We start from the raw sequence: 19,554 nt of genomic DNA, 5'->3' as shown, positions 1-19,554 counted from the left end.
GCGGATGACACCGCGCACTCGAAGGCCGAGCTGAGTCAGTAGTCGATGCCGTCGCGAATGATGGGACACGTCATGCAATGGCCGCCGCCGCGTCCGCGGCCCAACTCGGCCCCGACGATGGTGATCACCTCGATGCCGGCCTTGCGCAGCAGCGAGTTGGTGTGGGTGTTGCGGTCGTAGGCGAACACCACCCCCGGTGACACGGCGACCAGGTTGTTGCCGCTGTCCCACTGCTGACGCTCGGAGTCATACGCCGAGCCACCCGTCTCGACCACCCGCAACTCGGGCAGCCCGAGCGAGTCGGCCACCACCTCCACGAACGGCTTGGTCGCCGCGATGACCTCGAGGCCTGGTGCGGCATCGCTGGGCACCAGCGTGAACGTCTGGATGTTGTCGACGATGTCGGGATAGATCGTCACCACATCGCGGTCGGCGAAGGTGAACACGGTGTCCAGATGCATTGCGGCACGCAGCTTCGGCATACCGGCGACGATGACCTTCTGCGCACCGCCCTCGGCGAACAACGTCGCAGCCACCTGGGTGATGGCCTGGCGTGAGGTGCGCTCGCTCATGCCGATCAGCACCACGCCGTTGCCGGGCACCAGGACGTCGCCGCCTTCGATAGTGGCCATCCCCCAAGACTTTTCGGGGTCACCCCACCACACCCTGGAACCGACGAAGTCGGGGTGGAACTCGTAGATCGCCTTCATCAGCATCGTCTCGTCGTGACGGGCCGGCCAGAACAACGGGTTCAGCGTGAGGCCGCCGTAGATCCAGCAGGTGGTGTCGCGGGTATAGAGCGTATTGGGCAGCGGCGGCAGCAGGTATTCGGTCACCCCCGTCGCCTCGCCGGCCATTTCGCGGAACCCCGACCCGAGCTCGGTGGGCAGATCCCGGGTGGACATCCCGCCGATCAGGAACGCGGCAAGCTGCCTGGGCTCCAACGACTCCAGATACGCACGCGTCTCGTCGACGAGACCCAACCCGACTTCGTTGGGCACGATCTCCCGATCCAGCAGCCAGGTCTTGGCCGCCGGAATGCGCATGGTCTCGGCCAGGATGTCGTGCAGTTCGACGACCTCCACACCGCGGTCAGCCATCTTGGAGACGAAGTCATAGTGATCGCGGCGGGCGTTCTGCACCCAAAGCACGTCGTCGAACAACAGGTCGTCGCAGTTGGACGGGGTGAGACGCTCGTGGGCCAGCCCGGGCGAACAGACCAGCACCTTGTGTAGTTGACCCACCTCGGAGTGCACGCCATAGCCGGCGGACGGTTGAGACATTGCGACAGTTCCCTTCGCCTAGAGCTGCATCGACCTTCGGAGGGCGCTGTCAGAGTTCGGACAGGATCTGCTGACGCTTGGCGGTGTACTCCGCGTCGGTGATGGTGCCGGTCGCACGCAAGGTCTCGAGCTCCTGCAACCGCTGCGCGGTCGTCGGCTCCGGTGGCTGCGGCATGAACGGCGCAGGCATCGGGGGCGCGACCGGCGCAGCCGGGGCGGCAGCGGCCGGATGGCCGGCCGCGGCCCGTCGAACGATATCCATCACCTGCTGACGGACGACGGGATTGGACCGGATGTCGATGGTGCCGTCCATCGGAATGCCGTTGGCCCGCAGAATCTGCAGGATTCCCATGAGCGGACCGACCTGGCCGCGCAGGTCGTATGTTCGGTTGTCACTGGCCGAGGAGAACTGGGCCGGAACCACTCCGGCGATCAATGCGCTTGCATTCCAGTCGATTTCGTACTTCTGGGTGGCGGGATCGACGAGCGCCACCAGGTGATGGGCGTTGATGATCTGCATCCGGGCCGGGCTGGATGCCATGGTTTCCTGCGCGTCGAAGCCGGGATAGCCGGGGACCTCGAAGTGCAGGTTGACCTTGATCATCTGCTGGTCGTTGACGAACCAGGAGGTGTCGGAGATTCCGTTGATCTGGACCAGGGTGAGAACACCGCTGTGGGACAGCTGCTCATGGCTGGCCGCCTTCTTGGTGCCCGCGCTGGTCAGCCACAGGGCGACCAGCACATCGGCCGCGGTGATGAGAAGTCCCACCCAGAACATCCAGTTGAGGTAGGGCTGCGCCATCGGACCCAGCGCGAAATAGACGATGAGGAAGATCGGGCCGACCAGCCCGCCGCACAGCAGAACCATGAGCTGTGCCTTGATGTAGCGCGCCAACATGTCGCGGTGCCTCCCTGTTCGGAGACAGATTAACGCCATCGCAGCGGCTTCGAGGGCTTTGCTGCCGCCCGACAACTAGGGGGCCAGAAGTTGCCCCAGCGCCGGCATCGGCGGCAGTTCGCCGAACATGGCCTTCGGCTCGACCGGAGCCGCCGGGGCAGGTGACGCGGGACGCGCGAATACCGTTGTGGCGGTGGGGATGGCGAGCGGGGCCCGGCGGTGGACGGCGTCGACACTGGAGGCGCTGACCATCACGACCGCCGAGACGATCGCCGTCAGCACGGCAACCAGGCCCGCGCCGCCGATCATGACCGGCACCGAGTAGATCCGCTCCCGGACGTCGTCGTCCACCTCGTCTCCCCCACTTCGAGAGTTGCCGCAGCGTAGCACCCGGTACATATCCGAAATACGAAAACGGCGCCCACCCGAAGGTGAGCGCCGCTTTCGCTTAGCTGGTACTAGGTACTCAGACCATTGGTAGGCGGAGCCTACTTGTTGATCTTGGTAACCCGGCCGGCGCCGACGGTACGGCCGCCTTCGCGGATCGCGAAGCGCAGACCCTCGTCCATGGCGACGGGCTGGATCAGCTTGACGGAGATGTCGGTGTTGTCACCGGGCATCACCATCTCGGTGCCCTCCGGCAGCGTCACCACGCCGGTCACGTCCGTGGTGCGGAAGTAGAACTGCGGACGGTAGTTGTTGAAGAACGGCGTGTGCCGGCCGCCCTCGTCCTTGGACAGGATGTAGACGCTGCCCTCGAACTCGGTGTGCGGCGTGGTGGTACCGGGCTTCACGATGACCTGGCCGCGCTCGACGTCCTCGCGCTTGACGCCACGAACCAGCAGACCGACGTTGTCGCCGGCCTGGCCCTGGTCGAGCAGCTTGCGGAACATCTCGACGCCGGTGACCGTGGTCTTGGTGACACCCGGGCGAATGCCGACGATCTCGACTTCCTCGTTCACGTTGATCACGCCACGCTCGACGCGACCGGTGACCACGGTGCCGCGGCCGGTGATGGTGAAGACGTCCTCAACGGGCATCAGGAACGGCTTGTCGGTGTCGCGGACCGGGTCCGGGATCGACTCGTCGACGGCGTCCATGAGCTCTTCGACGCTCTTGACCCACTTCTCGTCGCCCTCGAGGGCCTTGAGCGCGGAGACCCGGATGACCGGGGCGTCCTCGTCGAATTCCTGGGCGGCCAGCAGTTCGCGGACCTCCAGCTCGACGAGCTCGAGGAGCTCTTCGTCGTCGACCATGTCGGCCTTGTTCAGCGCCACCAGGATGTAGGGGACGCCGACCTGGCGGGCCAGGAGCACGTGCTCGCGGGTCTGCGGCATCGGGCCGTCGGTGGCGGCGACCACCAGGATTGCGCCGTCCATCTGGGCGGCACCGGTGATCATGTTCTTGATGTAGTCAGCGTGGCCGGGGGCGTCGACGTGTGCGTAGTGACGCTTCTCGGTCTGGTACTCAACATGCGAGATGTTGATGGTGATACCGCGCTGACGCTCTTCGGGCGCATTGTCGATCTGATCGAATGCACGCGACTCGTTCAAATCGGGGTACTTGTCGTGCAGAACCTTGGTGATCGCTGCTGTCAGCGTGGTCTTGCCGTGGTCAACGTGACCGATGGTCCCGATGTTGACGTGCGGCTTCGTCCGCTCGAACTTCGCCTTCGCCACTTCTCTGTCCTCCTGGACTTGTTGGTGCTGTTAAAGCAGTTTGTTGTTTTCGGTTGTGGTCCGCCAGGTCGGCGAGCCAGGCTTTCTTCTACTACTGACCCGTCGCCTTAGCGATGATCTCCTTCGACACGTTCGCCGGAACTTCGGCGTACGAGTCGAACACCATGGAGTAGTTCGCCCGGCCCTGCGTCTTCGACCTCAGGTCGCCGACGTAGCCGAACATCTCCGACAGCGGAACCTGCGCCCTGACGACGCGCGCACCGCTGCGCTCCTCCATGGCCTGGATCTGACCACGGCGGGAGTTCAGGTCGCCGATCACATCACCCATGTAGTCCTCGGGTGTGGTGACCTCGACGGCCATGATCGGTTCCAGGATGACCGGCTGCGCCTGCGCGGCAGCCTTCTTCAGCACCTGCGAACCGGCGATCTTGAACGCCATTTCCGACGAGTCGACGTCATGGTAGGCGCCGTCGAGCAGGATGACCTTCAGGTTCACCAGCGGGTAGCCGGCCAGCACGCCGTACTGCATGGCGTCCTGCGCACCGGCGTCCACCGACGGGATGTACTCGCGGGGGATGCGACCGCCGGTGACCTTGTTCTCGAACTCGTAGGTCGCGCCGTCCTCGCCGGTGAACGGCTCGATGGCGATGAGGACCTTCGCGAACTGGCCGGAACCACCGGTCTGCTTCTTGTGGGTGAACTCGACCTTGTCGACCGCGCGCTTGATGGTCTCCTTGTAGGCCACCTGCGGCTTGCCGACGTTGGCCTCGACCTTGAATTCGCGGCGCATGCGATCCACCAGGATGTCCAGGTGCAGCTCGCCCATGCCACCGATGATGGTCTGGCCGGTCTCGTGGTCCTGGTTGACCTTGAAGGTGGGATCCTCTTCGGCCAGCTTCTGGATCGCCAGGGACAGCTTCTCCTGGTCGCTCTTGGTCTTGGGCTCGATGGCAACCTGGATAACCGGGTCCGGGAAGGTCATCGATTCCAGCACAACCTGGTCGTTCAGATCACTCAGGGTGTCACCGGTGGTGGTGTCCTTCAGGCCGATCACTGCGTAGATGTGGCCGGCGGACGCCGTCTCGACCGGGTTCTCCTTGTTGGAGTGCATCTGGAACAGCTTGCCCAGCCGCTCCTTCTTGCCCTTGGTCGAGTTGATGACCTGCGCACCGGAGTCGACCTTGCCCGAGTACACCCGGACGTAGGTCAGCTTGCCGAAGAACGGGTGGGTGGCGACCTTGAATGCCAGCCCGGAGAACGGCTCGTCCGCCGACGGCTTGCGCAAGACGATCTCGTCTTCCTTGCCCGGGCGGTGACCTTCGGCAGCCGCGACGTCCAGCGGGGTCGGCAGGTAGTCGATGACCGCGTCGAGCATGGGCTGCACGCCCTTGTTCTTGAACGCCGAACCGCACAACACCGGATAGCCGGCGCTGGTGACGGTCAGCTTGCGCAGACCGGACTTGATCTCGGCGATCGTGAGCTCTTCGCCGCCCAGATACTTCTCCATGAGGTCGTCATCGGTTTCGGCGATGGCCTCGATCATCGCGGTGCGATACTCCTCGGCCTTCTCCTGCAGATCGGCCGGGATGTCGACGACGTCATACTTCTCGCCGAGCTTCGTCTCGCCGCGCCAGACCTTGGCCTTCATCTCGACCAGGTCGACGACGCCCTCGAAGTCACCCTCGGAGCCGATCGGGAGCTGGATCGGGACAACATTCGCGCCGAGGCGGTCCTTCATGGTCTGCACCGAGAAGTAGAAGTCGGCGCCCAGCTTGTCCATCTTGTTGACGAAGCAGATGCGCGGGACGTCGTACTTGTCGGCCTGCCGCCAGACCTGCTCGGACTGCGGCTCAACGCCTTCCTTGCCGTCGAATACGGCAACGGCGCCGTCGAGCACACGAAGGCTGCGCTCCACCTCGACGGTGAAGTCGACGTGACCGGGGGTGTCGATGATGTTGATCTGGTTGTCGTTCCAGAAGCAGGTGGTAGCAGCCGAGGTGATGGTGATACCCCGCTCCTGCTCCTGCTCCATCCAGTCCATCGTGGCGGCGCCGTCGTGGACCTCGCCGATCTTGTAGCTGATCCCCGTGTAGTAGAGGATGCGCTCAGTCGTCGTGGTCTTGCCGGCGTCGATGTGCGCCATGATCCCGATGTTGCGGACCTTGTTCAGGTCAGTCAGCACGTCCTGTGCCACAGAAGTCTTCCCACTCTTTCGCTTGCGTGATTACTGTCAGTTGCGCCCGGTGCGCCGAGGCGTCCAGCCCTGCGGCCGGGCGCCCGGTGTCACCAGCGGTAGTGCGCGAAGGCCCGGTTCGCCTCGGCCATCTTGTGGGTGTCTTCGCGTCGCTTGACGGCGGCACCCAGGCCATTGCTGGCGTCGAGGATCTCGTTGGCCAGCCGCTCGATCATGGTCTTCTCGCGGCGCTGCTTGGAGAAGCTGACCAGCCAGCGCAGGGCCAGCGTGGTCGACCGCTCGGGACGAACCTCGACGGGCACCTGGTAGGTGGCGCCACCGACGCGGCGGCTACGCACCTCGAGGGCCGGCTTGACGTTGTCCATGGCGCGCTTGAGGGTCACGACCGGGTCGGTGCCGGTCTTGTCGCGGGCCTGCTCGAGCGCACCGTAGACGATGCGTTCGGCCAGCGATTTCTTCCCGTCCAGAAGAACCTTGTTGACCAGCTGGGTGACCAGCTGCGACCCGTACACCGGGTCGTTGACGAGGGGACGCTTGGGAGCGGGGCCCTTGCGCGGCATTAGCTCTTCTCCTTCTTCGCGCCGTAACGGCTGCGTGCCTGCTTGCGGTTCTTGACACCCTGGGTGTCCAGCGAGCCGCGGATGATCTTGTAGCGGACGCCGGGGAGGTCCTTCACACGACCACCGCGCACCAGCACCATGGAGTGCTCCTGCAGGTTGTGGCCCTCACCGGGGATGTAGGCGGTCACCTCGACGCCGGTCGTCAGCTTCACGCGCGCGACCTTGCGAAGCGCCGAGTTCGGCTTCTTCGGGGTGGTCGTGTACACGCGAGTGCACACGCCGCGGCGCTGCGGGCTGCCCTTGAGGGCCGCGGTCTTCACCTTCGCGACCTTGTCGGTGCGACCCTTGCGGACCAGCTGCTGAATGGTTGGCATCTACCGGCTTTCTACTCTCGTCATCTTTCGGCGTTCTTCAAGTCTCTGTACTGCAGTTATCACCCCGCCGCGTACCCCGCGACCGGGCGTGTCGCACGCACCGAGCACCGGTGAGAATCCGATGCATACTGGACATGCGAATTTGCCCGGCGTGCGCGCATGCGTCCCCGCTTGCGCCCCTATTGGCCAGGCACGAGCTCCCACAATACCAGGCTCGGCACAGCCCTCCAAACTCGGTGTACGGGGCTTTTCGAGGGCCTTACCGCAGGTCAACGCGGGAATGTCGGCACTGGTTCCCGAACTCCCCTGAACTGCGTCAGCCGGTGGCACCCTTGCGGTGCGCCATCCCGACCGCCAGCCGGAGCACCATATCGGAGAACACCGCGTCGGTGTCGACCTCGTTCATGACGCCGGTCATCTCCAGGAGCACGAACCCGTGCAGGGCGGCCCAGAACTCCAGTGATGCGTAGTAGGCGTCCTCACCTGCGAGTCCGTAAGACGCCAAAACCTCGATGACCGGGGCGGCCGCGGCGTGCGAGGCGGCGGTGAACTCAGGATCGTCGCCTTCCAGCGGCATCCGGGTGAAGGCCGAATAGCGGCCGGGGTGGTGGTGGGCGTAGCTGCGGTAGGCACTGGCCATCGCCATCACCGCGTCGTCGCGGGTGCGGCCCTGCCCGACCGTGCTCAGCATCTGCAGGATGTCGTCGATGACGTGCATGCGCACGGTGCGGCGCAGGTCCTCGAGGCTGTGAACGTGGTTGTAGAGCGACGGACCCTTGGTGCCGAGCTGGGTGGCCAGCGCGTTGATCGTGAGCGCGTCCCACCCCTCACGGTCCAAGAAGTTCAGCGCGGAGTTGACGATGACCTCGCGACTGAGCTTGGCCGAACGCGCCGACGACCGGACTCCGGCGCGCGACCGACCGCCCGCCGATTCCGGTGGTCTAGTCATGCGTTCGCCCTTCAGTTGTCTGATCAGCAAAAGAACTGTAGTTGACGTGGAGACCTCCACGTAGGCTCCAACCGTCGAGGAGTGATCGTGGACGACGACATCAGTTAGGAAGTAGCACCGGATGCACACCCCCACCCTGGTCGCCGGAATCGGAGCACTCGCCGCGGCGATGGTCCTGGCCGGCTGCGGATCCAACAGCACCGACAGCACCTCACCCACCGCGACGGCGGGCAAATCGGGTGCCCAGGTCGAGGTCGGCAACACCATCAATTACGGCTCGTTCGGCACCACGACCGAACTCGACTGCGCTGACGGCAAGTCGCTCAACGTCGGCGGGTCGAACAACACGCTGACGGTCAAGGGCTCCTGCGCGTCGGTGAACATCGGCGGTGCGGACAACAAGATCGTGTTCGACAAGATCGGCAACGAGCTGTCGGTCGTCGGGCTCAACAACACCGTCACCTACAAGGGCGGCGAGCCGAAGGTCAACAACCTCGGCACCGGGAACACCATCAACAAGGGCTGATCCGGGCCGCTCACGCTTTGGCGCCGTGTCGCCCTTCGCCCTTGGCGAAGCGAGCGGCGCCGGCGAGGGATTCTGCGGCCACCCGGGACAGGCTGCCGAACTCGACGTCCATGGCCTCGGCTTCGGATTGACCCCACTGGTGAATGGCCGAGAGCCGGTCAGCCCGCAGACATCCCTGCGGTAGGGCCGCCAGTTCGGCCGCCAGCTCCTCGGCGGCCTGCCGGGCCTGACCCTTGGGGACCACCCGGTTGGCCAGGCCGATCGCCAGCGCCTCGTCGGCGTGGACCGCCCGGCCGGTCAGGATCAGGTCCATGGCCCGGCTGTGTCCGATGAGCCGCGGCAGCCGGACTGTGCCGCCGTCGATGAGCGGCACCCCCCAGCGTCGGCAGAACACCCCGAACACGGCGTCCTCCTCGGCGACCCGCATGTCGCACCACAACGCCAGCTCCAGGCCACCGGCCACCGCGTAGCCGCTCACCGCGGCGATCACAGGTTTGGACAGCGCCATCCGGCTGGGCCCCATCGGACCGGGTCCGTCGCGGTGGGTAGGGTTGGAATCGGCGGTGCCGATGGCCTTGAGATCGGCTCCGGCACAAAATGTTCCGTTATCACCCCAGAGCACCGCCACTGATGCGGTGTCGTCGTTGTCGAACTGCTCGAAGGCGTCGTGCAGCGCCATGGCCGTGGGTCCGTCGACGGCGTTGCGGGCGTGCGGGCGGTCCAGGACCACCGTCGTCACCGCGCCATTGCGCTCTACTCGCACACCAGATGCCGCGCCTGTCATTTCGCCTCCACCAATCGTCCCTCGTCGCGCCGCGCCACCAGTTCGGCGGCGAAATCCGCATAGCTCTTGCGAAGTGCAGCGCCGGGCCAGTCCGGCGGTAGCAGTTCCTCGGGAAGCACCGGATCGGTGAGCAGGTGGCGCACCATGGCCGCGGCCGCGACGAAGCGTGCCGGAATGTCATCGGCGGCCGCCATGTCGCCGAGCAACTGACGGCCGGTGGCCGACCAGACATCGAGATCCCACAGTCGCACGGCAAGCTGCCCCGGGTCGCCATCGTGGGCACGAAGAATCCGCGTCCTGTCGACGATCTCGGCGGGCAGATGATGGTCGAGATTGTCCGGCCGCAGCCACACCCCTTCCCTGAGTTCCCCAAACCGGTTGCTCTGCAGAGCATTTCGCAGCGACGCGCGGGCGCGGGCGTCCATGCCGACGGCGGTGATCACCAGAGTGGTCCAGGTTCCGTCCCACTCCCGGGTGCGAGGGTCGAGCGCGTCGTCCTGCCTGCGCTGCCGGGCCAGCAGCCGGTCGGAGAGCCGATATCCGTCTTCGGAACGCACCAGGTCACCGGCACCGACCATCCGCGTCAGGGCCACCCGTAGCGTCTGCTCACGAATCCCGAAATCTGATGTCAGACGGAGTAATTCGGCTGAGGTTGCCCACGCCGGGTGGGCGCCGAGCATGACCGAGAGCACCACTGAGCGCGCGGTCATCCGGGATAGCGACTGCGTCACGCTCACACCCCGGATGTGCGGCGGCCGTGGTCGCCGAGCGGCTCGTCGCGGTGGCGCACCGCCTCCCGGAAGCCGTGTTCGCGGGCGTCGGCGACGAATGCGTGACCCTCCGGGGTGTGCCGGGCGATGCCGTCGAAGACGGTGCTGACCATCCGGCTGGTCGCCACGCCCTGCTGGTAGAGCGCGGCGTTCATGGCGAGCTTGACCATGATCAACTGGTTGACCGGGACCGCCGCGATGCGCGCGACGAGGCGTTCGGTGCGCTCGTCGAGATCGGCTGGATCCGGTGCCTCGACGGCGAGCCCCCATTCGGCAGCTTGCGCGCCGGTGATGCAATCACCGGTCAGCAGAAGGCGTTTGGCGCGCTGGTCGCCCAGCCGGTGTGCCCACAGGCCGGCCGCGGGTACGCCCCACACCCGGGTCGGGGGGTAGCCGATCTTGGCGTCGGCGGCGGCGATCACCTGGTCGGCGTGCAATGCGATGTCGGTGCCGCCGGCGACGCAGTAACCGTGAATCTTGACCACCGTGGGCTTGTCGGCATGCATCAGGCTGGCGAAGCCGCGCACGAACCGGCTCATCATCTGGTAGTCGACCATCGGGTCCCAGGGCTGGTTCGGCAGGTGGTTGACGGCCTGTGTCCTACCGTCGAGCACGGTGCCCGCGCGGTCGGAGCCGCCTGCCGATCCGGTGCCGTCGGCGTAGGCGCTCAGGTCGAAACCCGCACAGAAGCCGTCGCCACGGCCGGACACCAGAATCACGTGCACATTCGGATCGAGGTCGGCCCGCTCGACCAGCGCAGCCAGCTCCAGCGGGGTCTCTGCGATGATCGCATTGCCTTTTTCGGGGCGGTTGAAGGTGATTCGGGCGACCCGGTCGGTGACCTCGTAGGTCATCGTCTTGAGGGTTTCGCTCATGACGCCCTCCGACACCCGGCCGAGTGTGCGATTTCGTACGCAACACGCCTTGGAGGGCGTATCACACCGCACACTCGAGGACCCGACGTCATCCCTTCACCAAGCAGCGCTCGAGGATAGGCGCGAGGTCCAGCCCGGTGGGCAGGGTGCCGAATGCGCCGCCCCAGTTGCCGCCCATCCGGGTGGCCAGGAACGCCTCGGCGACTGCGGGATGGCCATGGCGCACCAGCAGCGAACCCTGCAGTGCCAGACAGATGTCCTCGGCGACCTTGCGGGCCCGGTACTCCACGGCGTCGGTGTCGTGCAGCTCGGCCCGCAGGGTGGCGACGTGGACGTCGAGGCGGGCATCCTGGCCTGCGGTGGTACCGAGTTCGTCGAACAGAACCGCCACGCACTCCGGCCGGGTTGCCATGGCGCGCAAGGTATCCAGCGCGCTGACGTTGCCCGAACCCTCCCAGATGCCCATCAGCGGCGCCTCACGGTAGAGCCGCGGCATGCCGGAGTCCTCGGCGTACCCGTTGCCGCCCAGGCATTCCATGGCCTCACCGGCGTGCGGGGTGGCCCGCTTACACACCCAGTACTTGGCAGCCGCCAGGCCGATGCGGCGCAGCAGCGTCTCGCGTTCGTCACCGCGAACCGCACCGTCGGTGGCACCGGCCATCCGCATCGCCACGATGGTGGCCGCCTCCGCCTCGACCGCGAGATCGGCCAGCACATTTCGCATCAAGGGTTGATCGATCAGGTAGGCGCCGAACGCCTTTCGATGCGCAGCGTGGTGAACGGCCCGGGTCAGGCCGCTGCGCATAGAGGTGGCGCTGCCCAGTGTGCAGTCCAGCCGGGTGAGGTTGACCATCTCGATGATGGTCGGCACGCCACGGCCCTCCTCGCCGACCAGCCAGGCGTGGGCGCCGTCGTACTCCACCTCGCTGGAGGCGTTGGCGTGATTACCCAGCTTGTTCTTGAGCCGCTGGATGAACATCCGGTTGCGGGTGCCGTCCGGCAGGACGCGGGGCAGCATGAAACAGCTCAGCCCGCCCGGCGCCTGGGCGAGCACCAGGAAGATGTCGCTCATCGCCGCCGACGTGAACCACTTGTGGCCGGTGACCCGGTGGCTGCCGTCACCGTTGGGCACCGCCTGAGTGGTGCCGGCCCGAACGTCGGACCCGCCCTGCTTTTCGGTCATGGACATCCCGGCGATGATCCCGGCCTTGGACGCGGGCACCGTGAGCTCCGGGTCGTATTCGCGGCTGGTGAGCAGCGGCTCGTAGACGGCGGCCAGATCCGGGTTGTGACGCAGTGCGGGCACGACGGCATAGGTCATCGAGATCGGACACACGTGGCCGGGTTCGGGCGTCCACACCGACATCTTCGCGGCGCGGACCACGTGAGCGCCGGGACGTGGGTCGGCCCACGGGGCGCCGTGCAGTCCGTGCCCGATCGCCGTGCGCATCAATTCGTGGTAGGCGGGGTCGTATTCGATCTCGTCGACCCGATGGCCGTAACGGTCATGGGTGTGCAGGACGGGCCGGTTGCGGTCGGCCAGGTCACCCCAGCGCTGGGCCTGGGCGCTCCCCGAGAGCGCCCCGAGTTCGGTGACCTCGTCCAGACCCCATTGGCCGCCTTCGCGGATCAGAGCCTCGACCAGCACCGGCGAATCAGCCGGATTGTGATCGACCAGCGGCGGGACTTGATTGGTGACGACATGGGTGTCCGACATATCCCCACTGTTACATCTTCTGGACAGTCGCACAAGATACGTAATATGGCATGCTGCTTGCCGTGAAGCCGAATGCCGCCGTCCATGCGTCCACCCAGTGGCTCGAGCACGAGCCGGTGCCGGCCGAGCAGTCGCTGGGTGGTGCGCCGCACACCGGTGTCGCAGAACTCGGGAGCTTCGGCGGACTCGAAGTCGGCGTGTGGGAGATGACGCCGGGAGTCATGAGCGACGTCGAGGCCGACGAGGTGTTCGTCGTGTTGTCCGGAGCGGCGAGCGTCGAGTTCGACGACGGCACTCCCCCGTTGACGCTGGGCCCCGGTGACGTGGTTCGGCTGGCCGAAGGCGCTCGCACCGTGTGGACGGTCACCGAGACGCTGCGCAAGGTGTATCTGACCGGCTAGCGCGGGTGCGCGGCGAAGAAATCCCAGATCATCTGCGTCGCGAAGGCCGGCCATTCGTGCCCGCCGCCGGCCACCGTGATCAGCTCGACGCTTCGCCTGTCCGGGCAGTCGGCGGCCGAGGTCGTCAGCGCCCCGTCGACCGTCATCACCGGTGGCGCACACCGATCGATGCCACGCCAGAAGGCGTTGACCTCCGGTACGGCCGGACCGTCGATGCGGGCGAAGCCCTGACCGGGCTGGCCGCCGTAGCGGACCACCGGATCGGCGGTGCCATGGATGTGCACGACCGACGTCGGAGACGGCGCCGGGCAGCTGTCGAGCTGGGTCGCCGAGTCCGGGCCGATGGCGGCGAAAACCGCTGTGTTGCAGGCGAGTTTGTAGGCCATCATGCCGCCGTTGCTGATGCCAGTGGCGTAGATCCGGCTGGGGTCGATGGCGATGTTGCCGGCGATGTCGCGTACCGCGGCGGTGATGAAGCCGACGTCGTCGACGTCGTCGCGGCTCGAGCGCCCGCAACAGTTGCCAGCGCTATCCGATGTCGGCGGCCCGGCGGTTCCGGCGTTCCAGGCCCGGCCGAGCCCGTCGGGATAAGCCACCACGAATTTCGCCGAGTCGGCCAGGTCATTCCAGCCGTAGGTCCGTTCGGCCTGCGCGGCGCTTCCGAAACCACCGTGCAGCATGACCACCAGCGGCGCGGCCGGTGGCAGCCCGGCGGGCAGATACAGCCGGTAGCTGCGGTCGACGCCGCCGACGGTGATCGTGTGCGCGGTGGCTCCCGGGGTGAACGGGGCCGGTGCGGCGAATCCGGACGGCGCGCAGGCTGCGACGAGTAGTAGGACCCCTAGTAGCGCGGTGACTCGGGTCCGCACGCTCAGCCCGAGACGTTGTCGCGGAGGAAGGCGATGTCGTTCTTGCGGCCCTCGTCGGCCGTCTCACAGATAACCGGTGCGCCGGCGGTGGTGACCACCGCGACCAACAGCTGCGGATCGATCTGTCCGGTACCGAAATTCGCGTGCCGGTCGGCGCCGGAGCCCTTGGCGTCGCGGGAGTCGTTGCAGTGCACCAGGTCGATGCGCCCGGTGATCGCCTTGATTCGCTCGACGGCGTCGATCAGCTCCTCGCCGGCAGCCCAGGCGTGGCAAGTGTCCAGGCAGAACCCGATTCCGGTGTCACCGATGTGGTCCCACAGCCGGCCGATGGTGTCGAAATGGCGGGCCATCGCGTGGTCGCCGCCGGCGGTGTTCTCCAGATACACCGGCACCTCGGTCTCGAGCTGCGCCAAGGCTTTGACCCAGCGCTCGAAACCGGCCTCCATGTCGTTGTCGTCGGCGTGACCGCCGTGCACGATCACCGCCGTCGCACCGACCTCGGCGGCGGCGTCGCAGGTGTCCTGCAGGATCTTGCGCGACGGGATACGTACCCGGTTGTTGGCCGAGGCGACGTTGATCAGATAGGGCGCATGCACGTAGAGCGGGATCGGCGAGCGCCGCAGCACGTCGGCGTCCTCGCGCGGCTTGGGCTTCTTCCAGCTCTGCGGGTCGCCCAGGAAGAACTGCACCGCGTCGGCATCGTCATGCAGCGCACCCACCAACGGGTTGTCGGAGCGGACGTGGGAACCGATGAGCACGTCGGCCAGTCTAGGCGGGTACGGACACGGCCGCCTCCCCGCAGAACGGGCCCCGTGCCGCGAGCAGACGCAAACTCGCACGAAATTGGCTCAGTCAGTGCGATTTTGCGCCTGCTCGTGGCATTTCTCACCCGCTGACTCAGTGTCGCCAGAAGAGGTGATGAGTCACCCCACTGGCGCTGGGCACAACCTCGTGACAGTAGCGGTCATCGAGCTCGTCCGGGGACTCCCACAATCGCTCTCCGGCGCCGATGTGCACGGCCGGGGTGACCGCGACGTGCAGGGTGTCGACCAGATCTGCGTCGAGGAACTCTTTGACGGTCGACACCCCGCCACCGAGGCGGACGTCCTTGCCGCCAGCTGACCGCTTGGCCTGCTCGAGAACCGTCGCAGGAGCACCCGAGACGAAGTGGAACGTCGTGTCCGACAGCGTGAAGGACGGACGCTCGTAATGGGTCAGAACAAACACCGGTGTATGAAACGGCGGCTGCTCACCCCACCAGCCCTGCCACTCGTGATCGCGCCACTGGCCGCGCTGAGGCCCGAACTTGTTGCGGCCCATGATTTCGGCGCCGATGTTGTGAGTGAAGTCGCGGGTGAAGTAGTCGTCGAGACCTCGGCTCCCGCCGGGCTTGGTGCGATTGGGCCAGCTTGCCGTCGCGCCGGCCCAGGCCATCATCATGCCGGGGTCGGCATCACCGAACGGGCGCTCGAGGCTCTGGTTGAGTCCAGCCCCGAAGCCGTCGCCCGAAACGGTGAAGTTCTGCACTCTGAGCAATTGGGTCACGAGTTCCTCCGGTGTCGTCGACTGTCACCTAGACAGACCCCGGATACCCGTTCGATTCATCGCGAGCAGCCCCGGCAACGGAAAAGCCCCCGGGACGAATCCCGGGGGCTTTTTCGTAGTGACTGACTAGCGGTAGTCGCTGTAGCCGTAATCGTCCAGCGGCACCGCGGCACCGGTGGCCTGGCCGAAGTCCGGGCTGTAGTACTGATCCTCGTAGGACGGGATCGTGTACGCCGCAGCGCGGGCTTCCTCGGTCGGCTGCACCTGGATGTTGCGGTAGCGGTTGATACCGGTACCGGCCGGGATCAGCTTGCCGATGATCACGTTTTCCTTCAGACCCTGCAGCTTGTCGCTGCGGCAATTGATCGCCGCATCGGTCAGCACGCGAGTGGTCTCCTGGAACGACGCCGCCGACAACCACGAATCCGTGGCCAGCGACGCCTTGGTGATACCCATCAGCACCGGGCGACCGGCCGCGGGCTCGGCACCCTCGGCAACGACCCGACGGTTCTCCGACTCGAACTCGCCACGCTCGGTCAGCGAGCCGGGCAGGAACTCCGTTGCGCCCGAGTCGATGATCGTGACGCGCCGCAGCATCTGCCGGACGATGACCTCGATGTGCTTGTCGTGGATCGACACGCCCTGGGCCCGGTAGACCTCCTGGACTTCCTTGACCAGGTGGATCTGGACCTTGCGCGGGCCCTCGACGCGGAGCACCTCGTGCGGGTCGGCCGAGCCCTCCATGAGCTGCTGGCCAACCTCGACGTGGTCGCCGTCGGCGAGCAGCCGCTCGGTCCCGTCGTCGTGCTTGAACACACGCAGACGCTGACGCTTGGACAGCTTGTCGTACACGACCTCCTCGCCCCCGTCATCGGGGACCACGGTGATCTTGTAGAACTTGTCGGTCTCCTCCAGGCGAACCCGCCCGGCGACGTCGGCGATCGGGGCGCGGTTACGCGGAACGCGCGCCTCGAACAGCTCCTGCACTCGCGGCAGACCACCGACGATGTCGGCACCACCGGTGACACCACCCTGGTGGAAGGTACGCATCGTCAGCTGCGTGCCGGGCTCACCGATGGACTGCGCGGCAACGATGCCGACAGCTTCACCGATGTCGACCAGCTTGCCGGTGGCCATCGAACGGCCGTAGCACATAGCGCACACACCCGAGGCGCTGCCGCAGGTGAGCACCGAACGCACCTTGACCTGCGAGATGCCGGCCTCCAGCAGTGCGTCGATGGCCGGGTCGCCCAGGTCGTGTCCGGCCTCGACGATGACGGTGCCCTTCTCGTCGACCGCGTCGGCGGCCAGCGTGCGGGCGTATGCCGAGGTCTCGACGTGCGGGTCGCGCAGCAGAGTGCCGTCGGCCTGACGCTCGGCCAGGTCGACCAGGATGCCCCGCTCGGTACCGCAGTCGTGCTCACGCACGATCACGTCCTGCGACACGTCGACCAGACGACGGGTCAGGTAACCCGAGTCAGCGGTACGAAGAGCGGTGTCCGCCAGACCCTTACGGGCGCCGTGGGTGTTGATGAAGTACTCCAGCACCGTCAGGCCCTCGCGGAACGAGGACTTGATCGGCCGCGGGATGAACTCACCCTTCGGGTTGGTCACCAGACCCTTCATGCCGGCCAGGGTGCGGGTCTGGGTGAAGTTACCCGTCGCCCCGGAATCCACGATCGTGATGATCGGGTTGTCATCCGGGTAGTGCGCCCGCAGCGCGTTACCGACCTCTTCGGTGGCGTCCTTCCACAGCTCCACAAGAGCGTCGTTGCGCTCCTGCTTGCTCAGCACGCCGCGCTGGTACTTCTTCTCGATCCCTTCGGCTACGGCCTCGTAACGCTCGAGGATCTCCTGCTTCTCCGGCGGCACGATGACGTCGGCCATCGACACGGTGACACCCGAACGGGTGGCCCAGTAGAAGCCGGCATCCTTGAGCTTGTCGACGGTCTGCGCGACGACGATCATCGGGTAGCGCTCGGCCAGATCGTTGATGATGCGGGCCTGGACCTTCTTGTGCATCTGCTCGTTGACGAACGGATACCCCTGCGGCAGAAGCTCGTTGAAGATCACCCGGCCCAGCGTGGTGTCGGCGATCCAGGCCATGCCGGGACGCCAGCCGTTCTCGCCGAACAGCTCGCTCTCGACATCGTGCGGCGGACGCAGCTGCGTCAGGCGCACCTTGATCTGTGCACGAACACTGAGCACACCGCGGTCGAGGGCCATGATGGCCTCGGCGGGCGAGCTGTACACACCGAACTCCGGGGCGTCCTTGCCGGCCGACACATGCTCACCGGCGCTGCCGGGGATATGCGTGGTCAGGAAGTACAGACCGGTGACCATGTCCAGACGGGGCATGGCCAGCGGCTTACCCGACGCCGGCGACAGGATGTTGTTGCTCGACAGCATCAGCACACGGGCCTCGGCCTGCGCCTCGGCACTCAGCGGCAAGTGCACCGCCATCTGGTCGCCGTCGAAGTCGGCGTTGAACGCCTCGCAGACCAGCGGGTGCAGCTGGATGGCCTTACCCTCCACCAGCTGCGGCTCGAAGGCCTGGATACCCAGGCGGTGCAGCGTAGGTGCACGGTTCAGCAGAACCGGGTGCTCGGCGATGACCTCTTCGAGGACGTCCCACACCTGCGGACGCTGACGCTCCACCATCCGCTTGGCGCTCTTGATGTTCTGCGCGTGGTTCAGGTCGACCAGTCGCTTCATCACGAAGGGCTTGAACAGCTCGAGGGCCATCAGCTTGGGCAGACCGCACTGGTGCAGCTTGAGCTGCGGGCCGACCACGATGACCGAACGGCCCGAGTAGTCGACGCGCTTGCCGAGCAGGTTCTGGCGGAACCGGCCCTGCTTGCCCTTGAGCAGATCGCTCAGCGACTTCAGCGGACGGTTGCCCGGTCCGGTGACCGGACGGCCACGACGGCCGTTGTCGAACAGCGCGTCGACCGACTCCTGAAGCATGCGCTTCTCGTTGTTGACGATGATCTCGGGCGCACCGAGGTCGATCAGTCGCTTGAGCCGGTTGTTGCGGTTGATCACGCGGCGGTACAGGTCGTTGAGGTCCGAGGTGGCGAAGCGGCCACCGTCGAGCTGAACCATCGGGCGCAGCTCCGGCGGGATCACCGGAACCGCGTCGAGCACCATGCCCATCGGCGAGTTGCCCGACTGCTGGAAGGCCGCGACGACCTTCAGCCGCTTGAGCGCACGCAGCTTCTTCTGGCCCTTGCCGCTACGGATAGTCTCGCGCAGCGATTCGGCCTCGGCGTCGATGTCGAAGTTCTGGATGAGCTTCTGGATCGACTCCGCGCCCATCGAGCCCTCGAAGTACTCGCCGTAGCGATCGACGATCTCGCGGTAGAGGTTCTCGTCGACGATGAGCTGCTTGGGAGCCAGCTTGGTGAAGGTGCTCCAGATCTCGTCGAGCCGGTCCAGCTCACGCTGGGCCCGGTCGCGCAGCTGACGCATCTCACGCTCGCCGCCGTCGCGCACCTTACGGCGCACGTCGGACTTGGCGCCCTCGGCCTCCAGCTCGGCCATGTCGGCCTCAAGCTTCTGGGCGCGGGCCTCCAGGTCGGAGTCACGCTGATCGGCGACGGCCTTCTTCTCGACCTGCATCTCCGCTTCGAGAGTGGAGAGCTCGTTGTGGCGCATCTCGGTGTCGACCGCGGTGATCACGTAGGCCGCGAAGTAGATGATCTTCTCGAGATCCTTCGGGGCCAGGTCGAGCAGGTAGCCCAAACGCGACGGCACGCCCTTGAAGTACCAGATGTGCGTGACGGGCGCGGCCAACTCGATGTGGCCCATCCGCTCACGACGCACCTTGGCGCGAGTGACCTCGACGCCGCAGCGTTCGCAGATGATGCCCTTGAAGCGGACGCGCTTGTACTTGCCGCAGTAGCACTCCCAGTCGCGAGTCGGTCCGAAGATCTTCTCGCAGAACAAGCCGTCCTTCTCTGGCTTGAGCGTGCGGTAGTTGATGGTCTCCGGCTTCTTGACCTCGCCGTAGGACCAGTTGCGGATGTCGTCCGCGGTCGCGAGACCGATCCGGAGTTCATCGAAGAAGTTGACGTCTAGCACGTAACTCCCTTTCCCCTTTCGGGACTAGAAAACTAACTACAGGCCGC

Annotated in this window: 18 protein-coding genes; 2 read left to right on the top strand and 16 right to left on the bottom strand. The window is 66.1% G+C overall.

The annotated features are described in order from the left end of the window. Window positions 1-35: 35 nt before the first annotated feature. The 8 genes from OG976_RS18070 to OG976_RS18035 all read right to left on the bottom strand — a co-directional run bounded on the left by OG976_RS18070 (window position 36) and on the right by OG976_RS18035 (window position 7,937). On the bottom strand, window positions 36-1,283 hold the full coding sequence (locus OG976_RS18070) for an arginine deiminase (RefSeq protein WP_328351542.1): 1,248 nt from the start codon (window positions 1,281-1,283) through the stop codon (window positions 36-38). A 49-nt stretch (window positions 1,284-1,332) separates the two neighbouring features. After that, the gene (locus OG976_RS18065) at window positions 1,333-2,181 is read right to left on the bottom strand and encodes an SHOCT domain-containing protein (protein ID WP_328351539.1); all 849 of its coding nucleotides are present in this window, start codon (window positions 2,179-2,181) and stop codon (window positions 1,333-1,335) included. Window positions 2,182-2,256: 75 nt separating this feature from the next. Continuing rightward, window positions 2,257-2,532 carry a hypothetical protein gene (locus tag OG976_RS18060; protein WP_328351536.1) on the bottom strand — a complete coding sequence of 92 codons (276 nt, stop codon included), beginning with the start codon at window positions 2,530-2,532 and terminating at the stop codon, window positions 2,257-2,259. Between the two features lie 137 nt (window positions 2,533-2,669). Then, complete coding sequence (gene tuf, locus OG976_RS18055) at window positions 2,670-3,860, bottom strand: elongation factor Tu (RefSeq protein WP_328351533.1); 1,191 nt, start codon at window positions 3,858-3,860, stop codon at window positions 2,670-2,672. Between the two features lie 91 nt (window positions 3,861-3,951). Next, a complete protein-coding gene (gene fusA / locus OG976_RS18050) occupies window positions 3,952-6,054 on the bottom strand; it encodes an elongation factor G (protein WP_328351530.1) in 2,103 nt (700 codons plus the stop codon). 89 nt (window positions 6,055-6,143) lie between these two features. Beyond that, a complete protein-coding gene (rpsG, locus tag OG976_RS18045; RefSeq protein WP_328351527.1) occupies window positions 6,144-6,614 on the bottom strand; it encodes a 30S ribosomal protein S7 in 471 nt (156 codons plus the stop codon). Then, window positions 6,614-6,988, bottom strand: a complete 375-nt coding sequence (rpsL, locus tag OG976_RS18040) for a 30S ribosomal protein S12 (protein WP_036343468.1) — start codon at window positions 6,986-6,988, stop codon at window positions 6,614-6,616. The genes rpsG and rpsL overlap by 1 nt, the downstream gene beginning before the upstream one ends. A gap of 316 nt (window positions 6,989-7,304) precedes the next feature. Further along, the gene (locus OG976_RS18035; protein ID WP_328351518.1) at window positions 7,305-7,937 is read right to left on the bottom strand and encodes a TetR/AcrR family transcriptional regulator; all 633 of its coding nucleotides are present in this window, start codon (window positions 7,935-7,937) and stop codon (window positions 7,305-7,307) included. Between the two features lie 121 nt (window positions 7,938-8,058). Between OG976_RS18035 and OG976_RS18030 the strand changes: the two genes are divergently transcribed. Continuing rightward, on the top strand, window positions 8,059-8,463 hold the full coding sequence (locus tag OG976_RS18030; protein ID WP_328351515.1) for a DUF3060 domain-containing protein: 405 nt from the start codon (window positions 8,059-8,061) through the stop codon (window positions 8,461-8,463). 10 nt (window positions 8,464-8,473) lie between these two features. Here OG976_RS18030 and OG976_RS18025 read toward each other — a convergent pair whose 3' ends face one another. The 4 genes from OG976_RS18025 to OG976_RS18010 all read right to left on the bottom strand — a co-directional run bounded on the left by OG976_RS18025 (window position 8,474) and on the right by OG976_RS18010 (window position 12,609). Continuing rightward, a complete protein-coding gene (locus OG976_RS18025) occupies window positions 8,474-9,247 on the bottom strand; it encodes a crotonase/enoyl-CoA hydratase family protein (RefSeq protein ID WP_328351512.1) in 774 nt (257 codons plus the stop codon). Then, a complete protein-coding gene (locus tag OG976_RS18020) occupies window positions 9,244-9,957 on the bottom strand; it encodes a PaaX family transcriptional regulator C-terminal domain-containing protein (RefSeq protein ID WP_328363723.1) in 714 nt (237 codons plus the stop codon). The genes OG976_RS18025 and OG976_RS18020 overlap by 4 nt, the downstream gene beginning before the upstream one ends. Window positions 9,958-9,980: 23 nt before the next feature. Then, a complete protein-coding gene (locus OG976_RS18015) occupies window positions 9,981-10,892 on the bottom strand; it encodes a crotonase/enoyl-CoA hydratase family protein (RefSeq protein ID WP_328351510.1) in 912 nt (303 codons plus the stop codon). Between the two features lie 88 nt (window positions 10,893-10,980). Then, window positions 10,981-12,609, bottom strand: coding sequence for an acyl-CoA dehydrogenase family protein (locus OG976_RS18010; protein WP_328351508.1), 1,629 nt, complete (start codon window positions 12,607-12,609; stop codon window positions 10,981-10,983). Between the two features lie 50 nt (window positions 12,610-12,659). Between OG976_RS18010 and OG976_RS18005 the strand changes: the two genes are divergently transcribed. Further along, window positions 12,660-13,010, top strand: a complete 351-nt coding sequence (locus OG976_RS18005; protein ID WP_328351505.1) for a cupin domain-containing protein — start codon at window positions 12,660-12,662, stop codon at window positions 13,008-13,010. Here OG976_RS18005 and OG976_RS18000 read toward each other — a convergent pair. The 4 genes from OG976_RS18000 to OG976_RS17985 form a co-directional block, all read right to left on the bottom strand. Further along, window positions 13,007-13,879: an extracellular catalytic domain type 1 short-chain-length polyhydroxyalkanoate depolymerase gene (locus OG976_RS18000; protein WP_328351502.1), complete on the bottom strand. Its 873-nt coding sequence runs from the start codon at window positions 13,877-13,879 to the stop codon at window positions 13,007-13,009. The genes OG976_RS18005 and OG976_RS18000 overlap by 4 nt on opposite strands. A 2-nt stretch (window positions 13,880-13,881) precedes the next feature. Continuing rightward, window positions 13,882-14,637: a deoxyribonuclease IV gene (locus tag OG976_RS17995; protein WP_328351499.1), complete on the bottom strand. Its 756-nt coding sequence runs from the start codon at window positions 14,635-14,637 to the stop codon at window positions 13,882-13,884. A gap of 139 nt (window positions 14,638-14,776) precedes the next feature. Beyond that, window positions 14,777-15,424: a dihydrofolate reductase family protein gene (locus OG976_RS17990; RefSeq protein ID WP_328351496.1), complete on the bottom strand. Its 648-nt coding sequence runs from the start codon at window positions 15,422-15,424 to the stop codon at window positions 14,777-14,779. Window positions 15,425-15,550: 126 nt separating this feature from the next. Further along, window positions 15,551-19,507: a DNA-directed RNA polymerase subunit beta' gene (locus OG976_RS17985; protein ID WP_328351493.1), complete on the bottom strand. Its 3,957-nt coding sequence runs from the start codon at window positions 19,505-19,507 to the stop codon at window positions 15,551-15,553. Between the last annotated feature and the right edge of the window lie 47 nt (window positions 19,508-19,554).

The organism is Mycobacterium sp. NBC_00419, assembly GCF_036023875.1.
GTDB lineage: Bacteria > Actinomycetota > Actinomycetes > Mycobacteriales > Mycobacteriaceae > Mycobacterium.
The sequence above is the reverse complement of the archived record's forward strand: the minus strand, read 5'-3'. Positions and strand labels throughout refer to the sequence as shown.

Excerpts from the sequence above, each read along its gene's own strand:
- rpsG (WP_328351527.1), bottom strand. The coding sequence starts at position 6,614 with ATGCCGCGCAAGGGCCCCGCTCCCAAGCGTCCCCTCGTCAACGACCCG.
- OG976_RS18070 (WP_328351542.1), bottom strand. The coding sequence starts at position 1,283 with ATGTCTCAACCGTCCGCCGGCTATGGCGTGCACTCCGAGGTGGGTCAA.
- OG976_RS18025 (WP_328351512.1), bottom strand. The coding sequence starts at position 9,247 with ATGACAGGCGCGGCATCTGGTGTGCGAGTAGAGCGCAATGGCGCGGTG.
- OG976_RS18035 (WP_328351518.1), bottom strand. The coding sequence starts at position 7,937 with ATGACTAGACCACCGGAATCGGCGGGCGGTCGGTCGCGCGCCGGAGTC.
- OG976_RS18030 (WP_328351515.1), top strand. The coding sequence starts at position 8,059 with ATGCACACCCCCACCCTGGTCGCCGGAATCGGAGCACTCGCCGCGGCG.
- OG976_RS18010 (WP_328351508.1), bottom strand. The coding sequence starts at position 12,609 with ATGTCGGACACCCATGTCGTCACCAATCAAGTCCCGCCGCTGGTCGAT.
- OG976_RS18065 (WP_328351539.1), bottom strand. The coding sequence starts at position 2,181 with ATGTTGGCGCGCTACATCAAGGCACAGCTCATGGTTCTGCTGTGCGGC.
- OG976_RS18015 (WP_328351510.1), bottom strand. The coding sequence starts at position 10,892 with ATGAGCGAAACCCTCAAGACGATGACCTACGAGGTCACCGACCGGGTC.
- rpsL (WP_036343468.1), bottom strand. The coding sequence starts at position 6,988 with ATGCCAACCATTCAGCAGCTGGTCCGCAAGGGTCGCACCGACAAGGTC.
- OG976_RS18005 (WP_328351505.1), top strand. The coding sequence starts at position 12,660 with ATGCTGCTTGCCGTGAAGCCGAATGCCGCCGTCCATGCGTCCACCCAG.
- OG976_RS18020 (WP_328363723.1), bottom strand. The coding sequence starts at position 9,957 with ATGACCGCGCGCTCAGTGGTGCTCTCGGTCATGCTCGGCGCCCACCCG.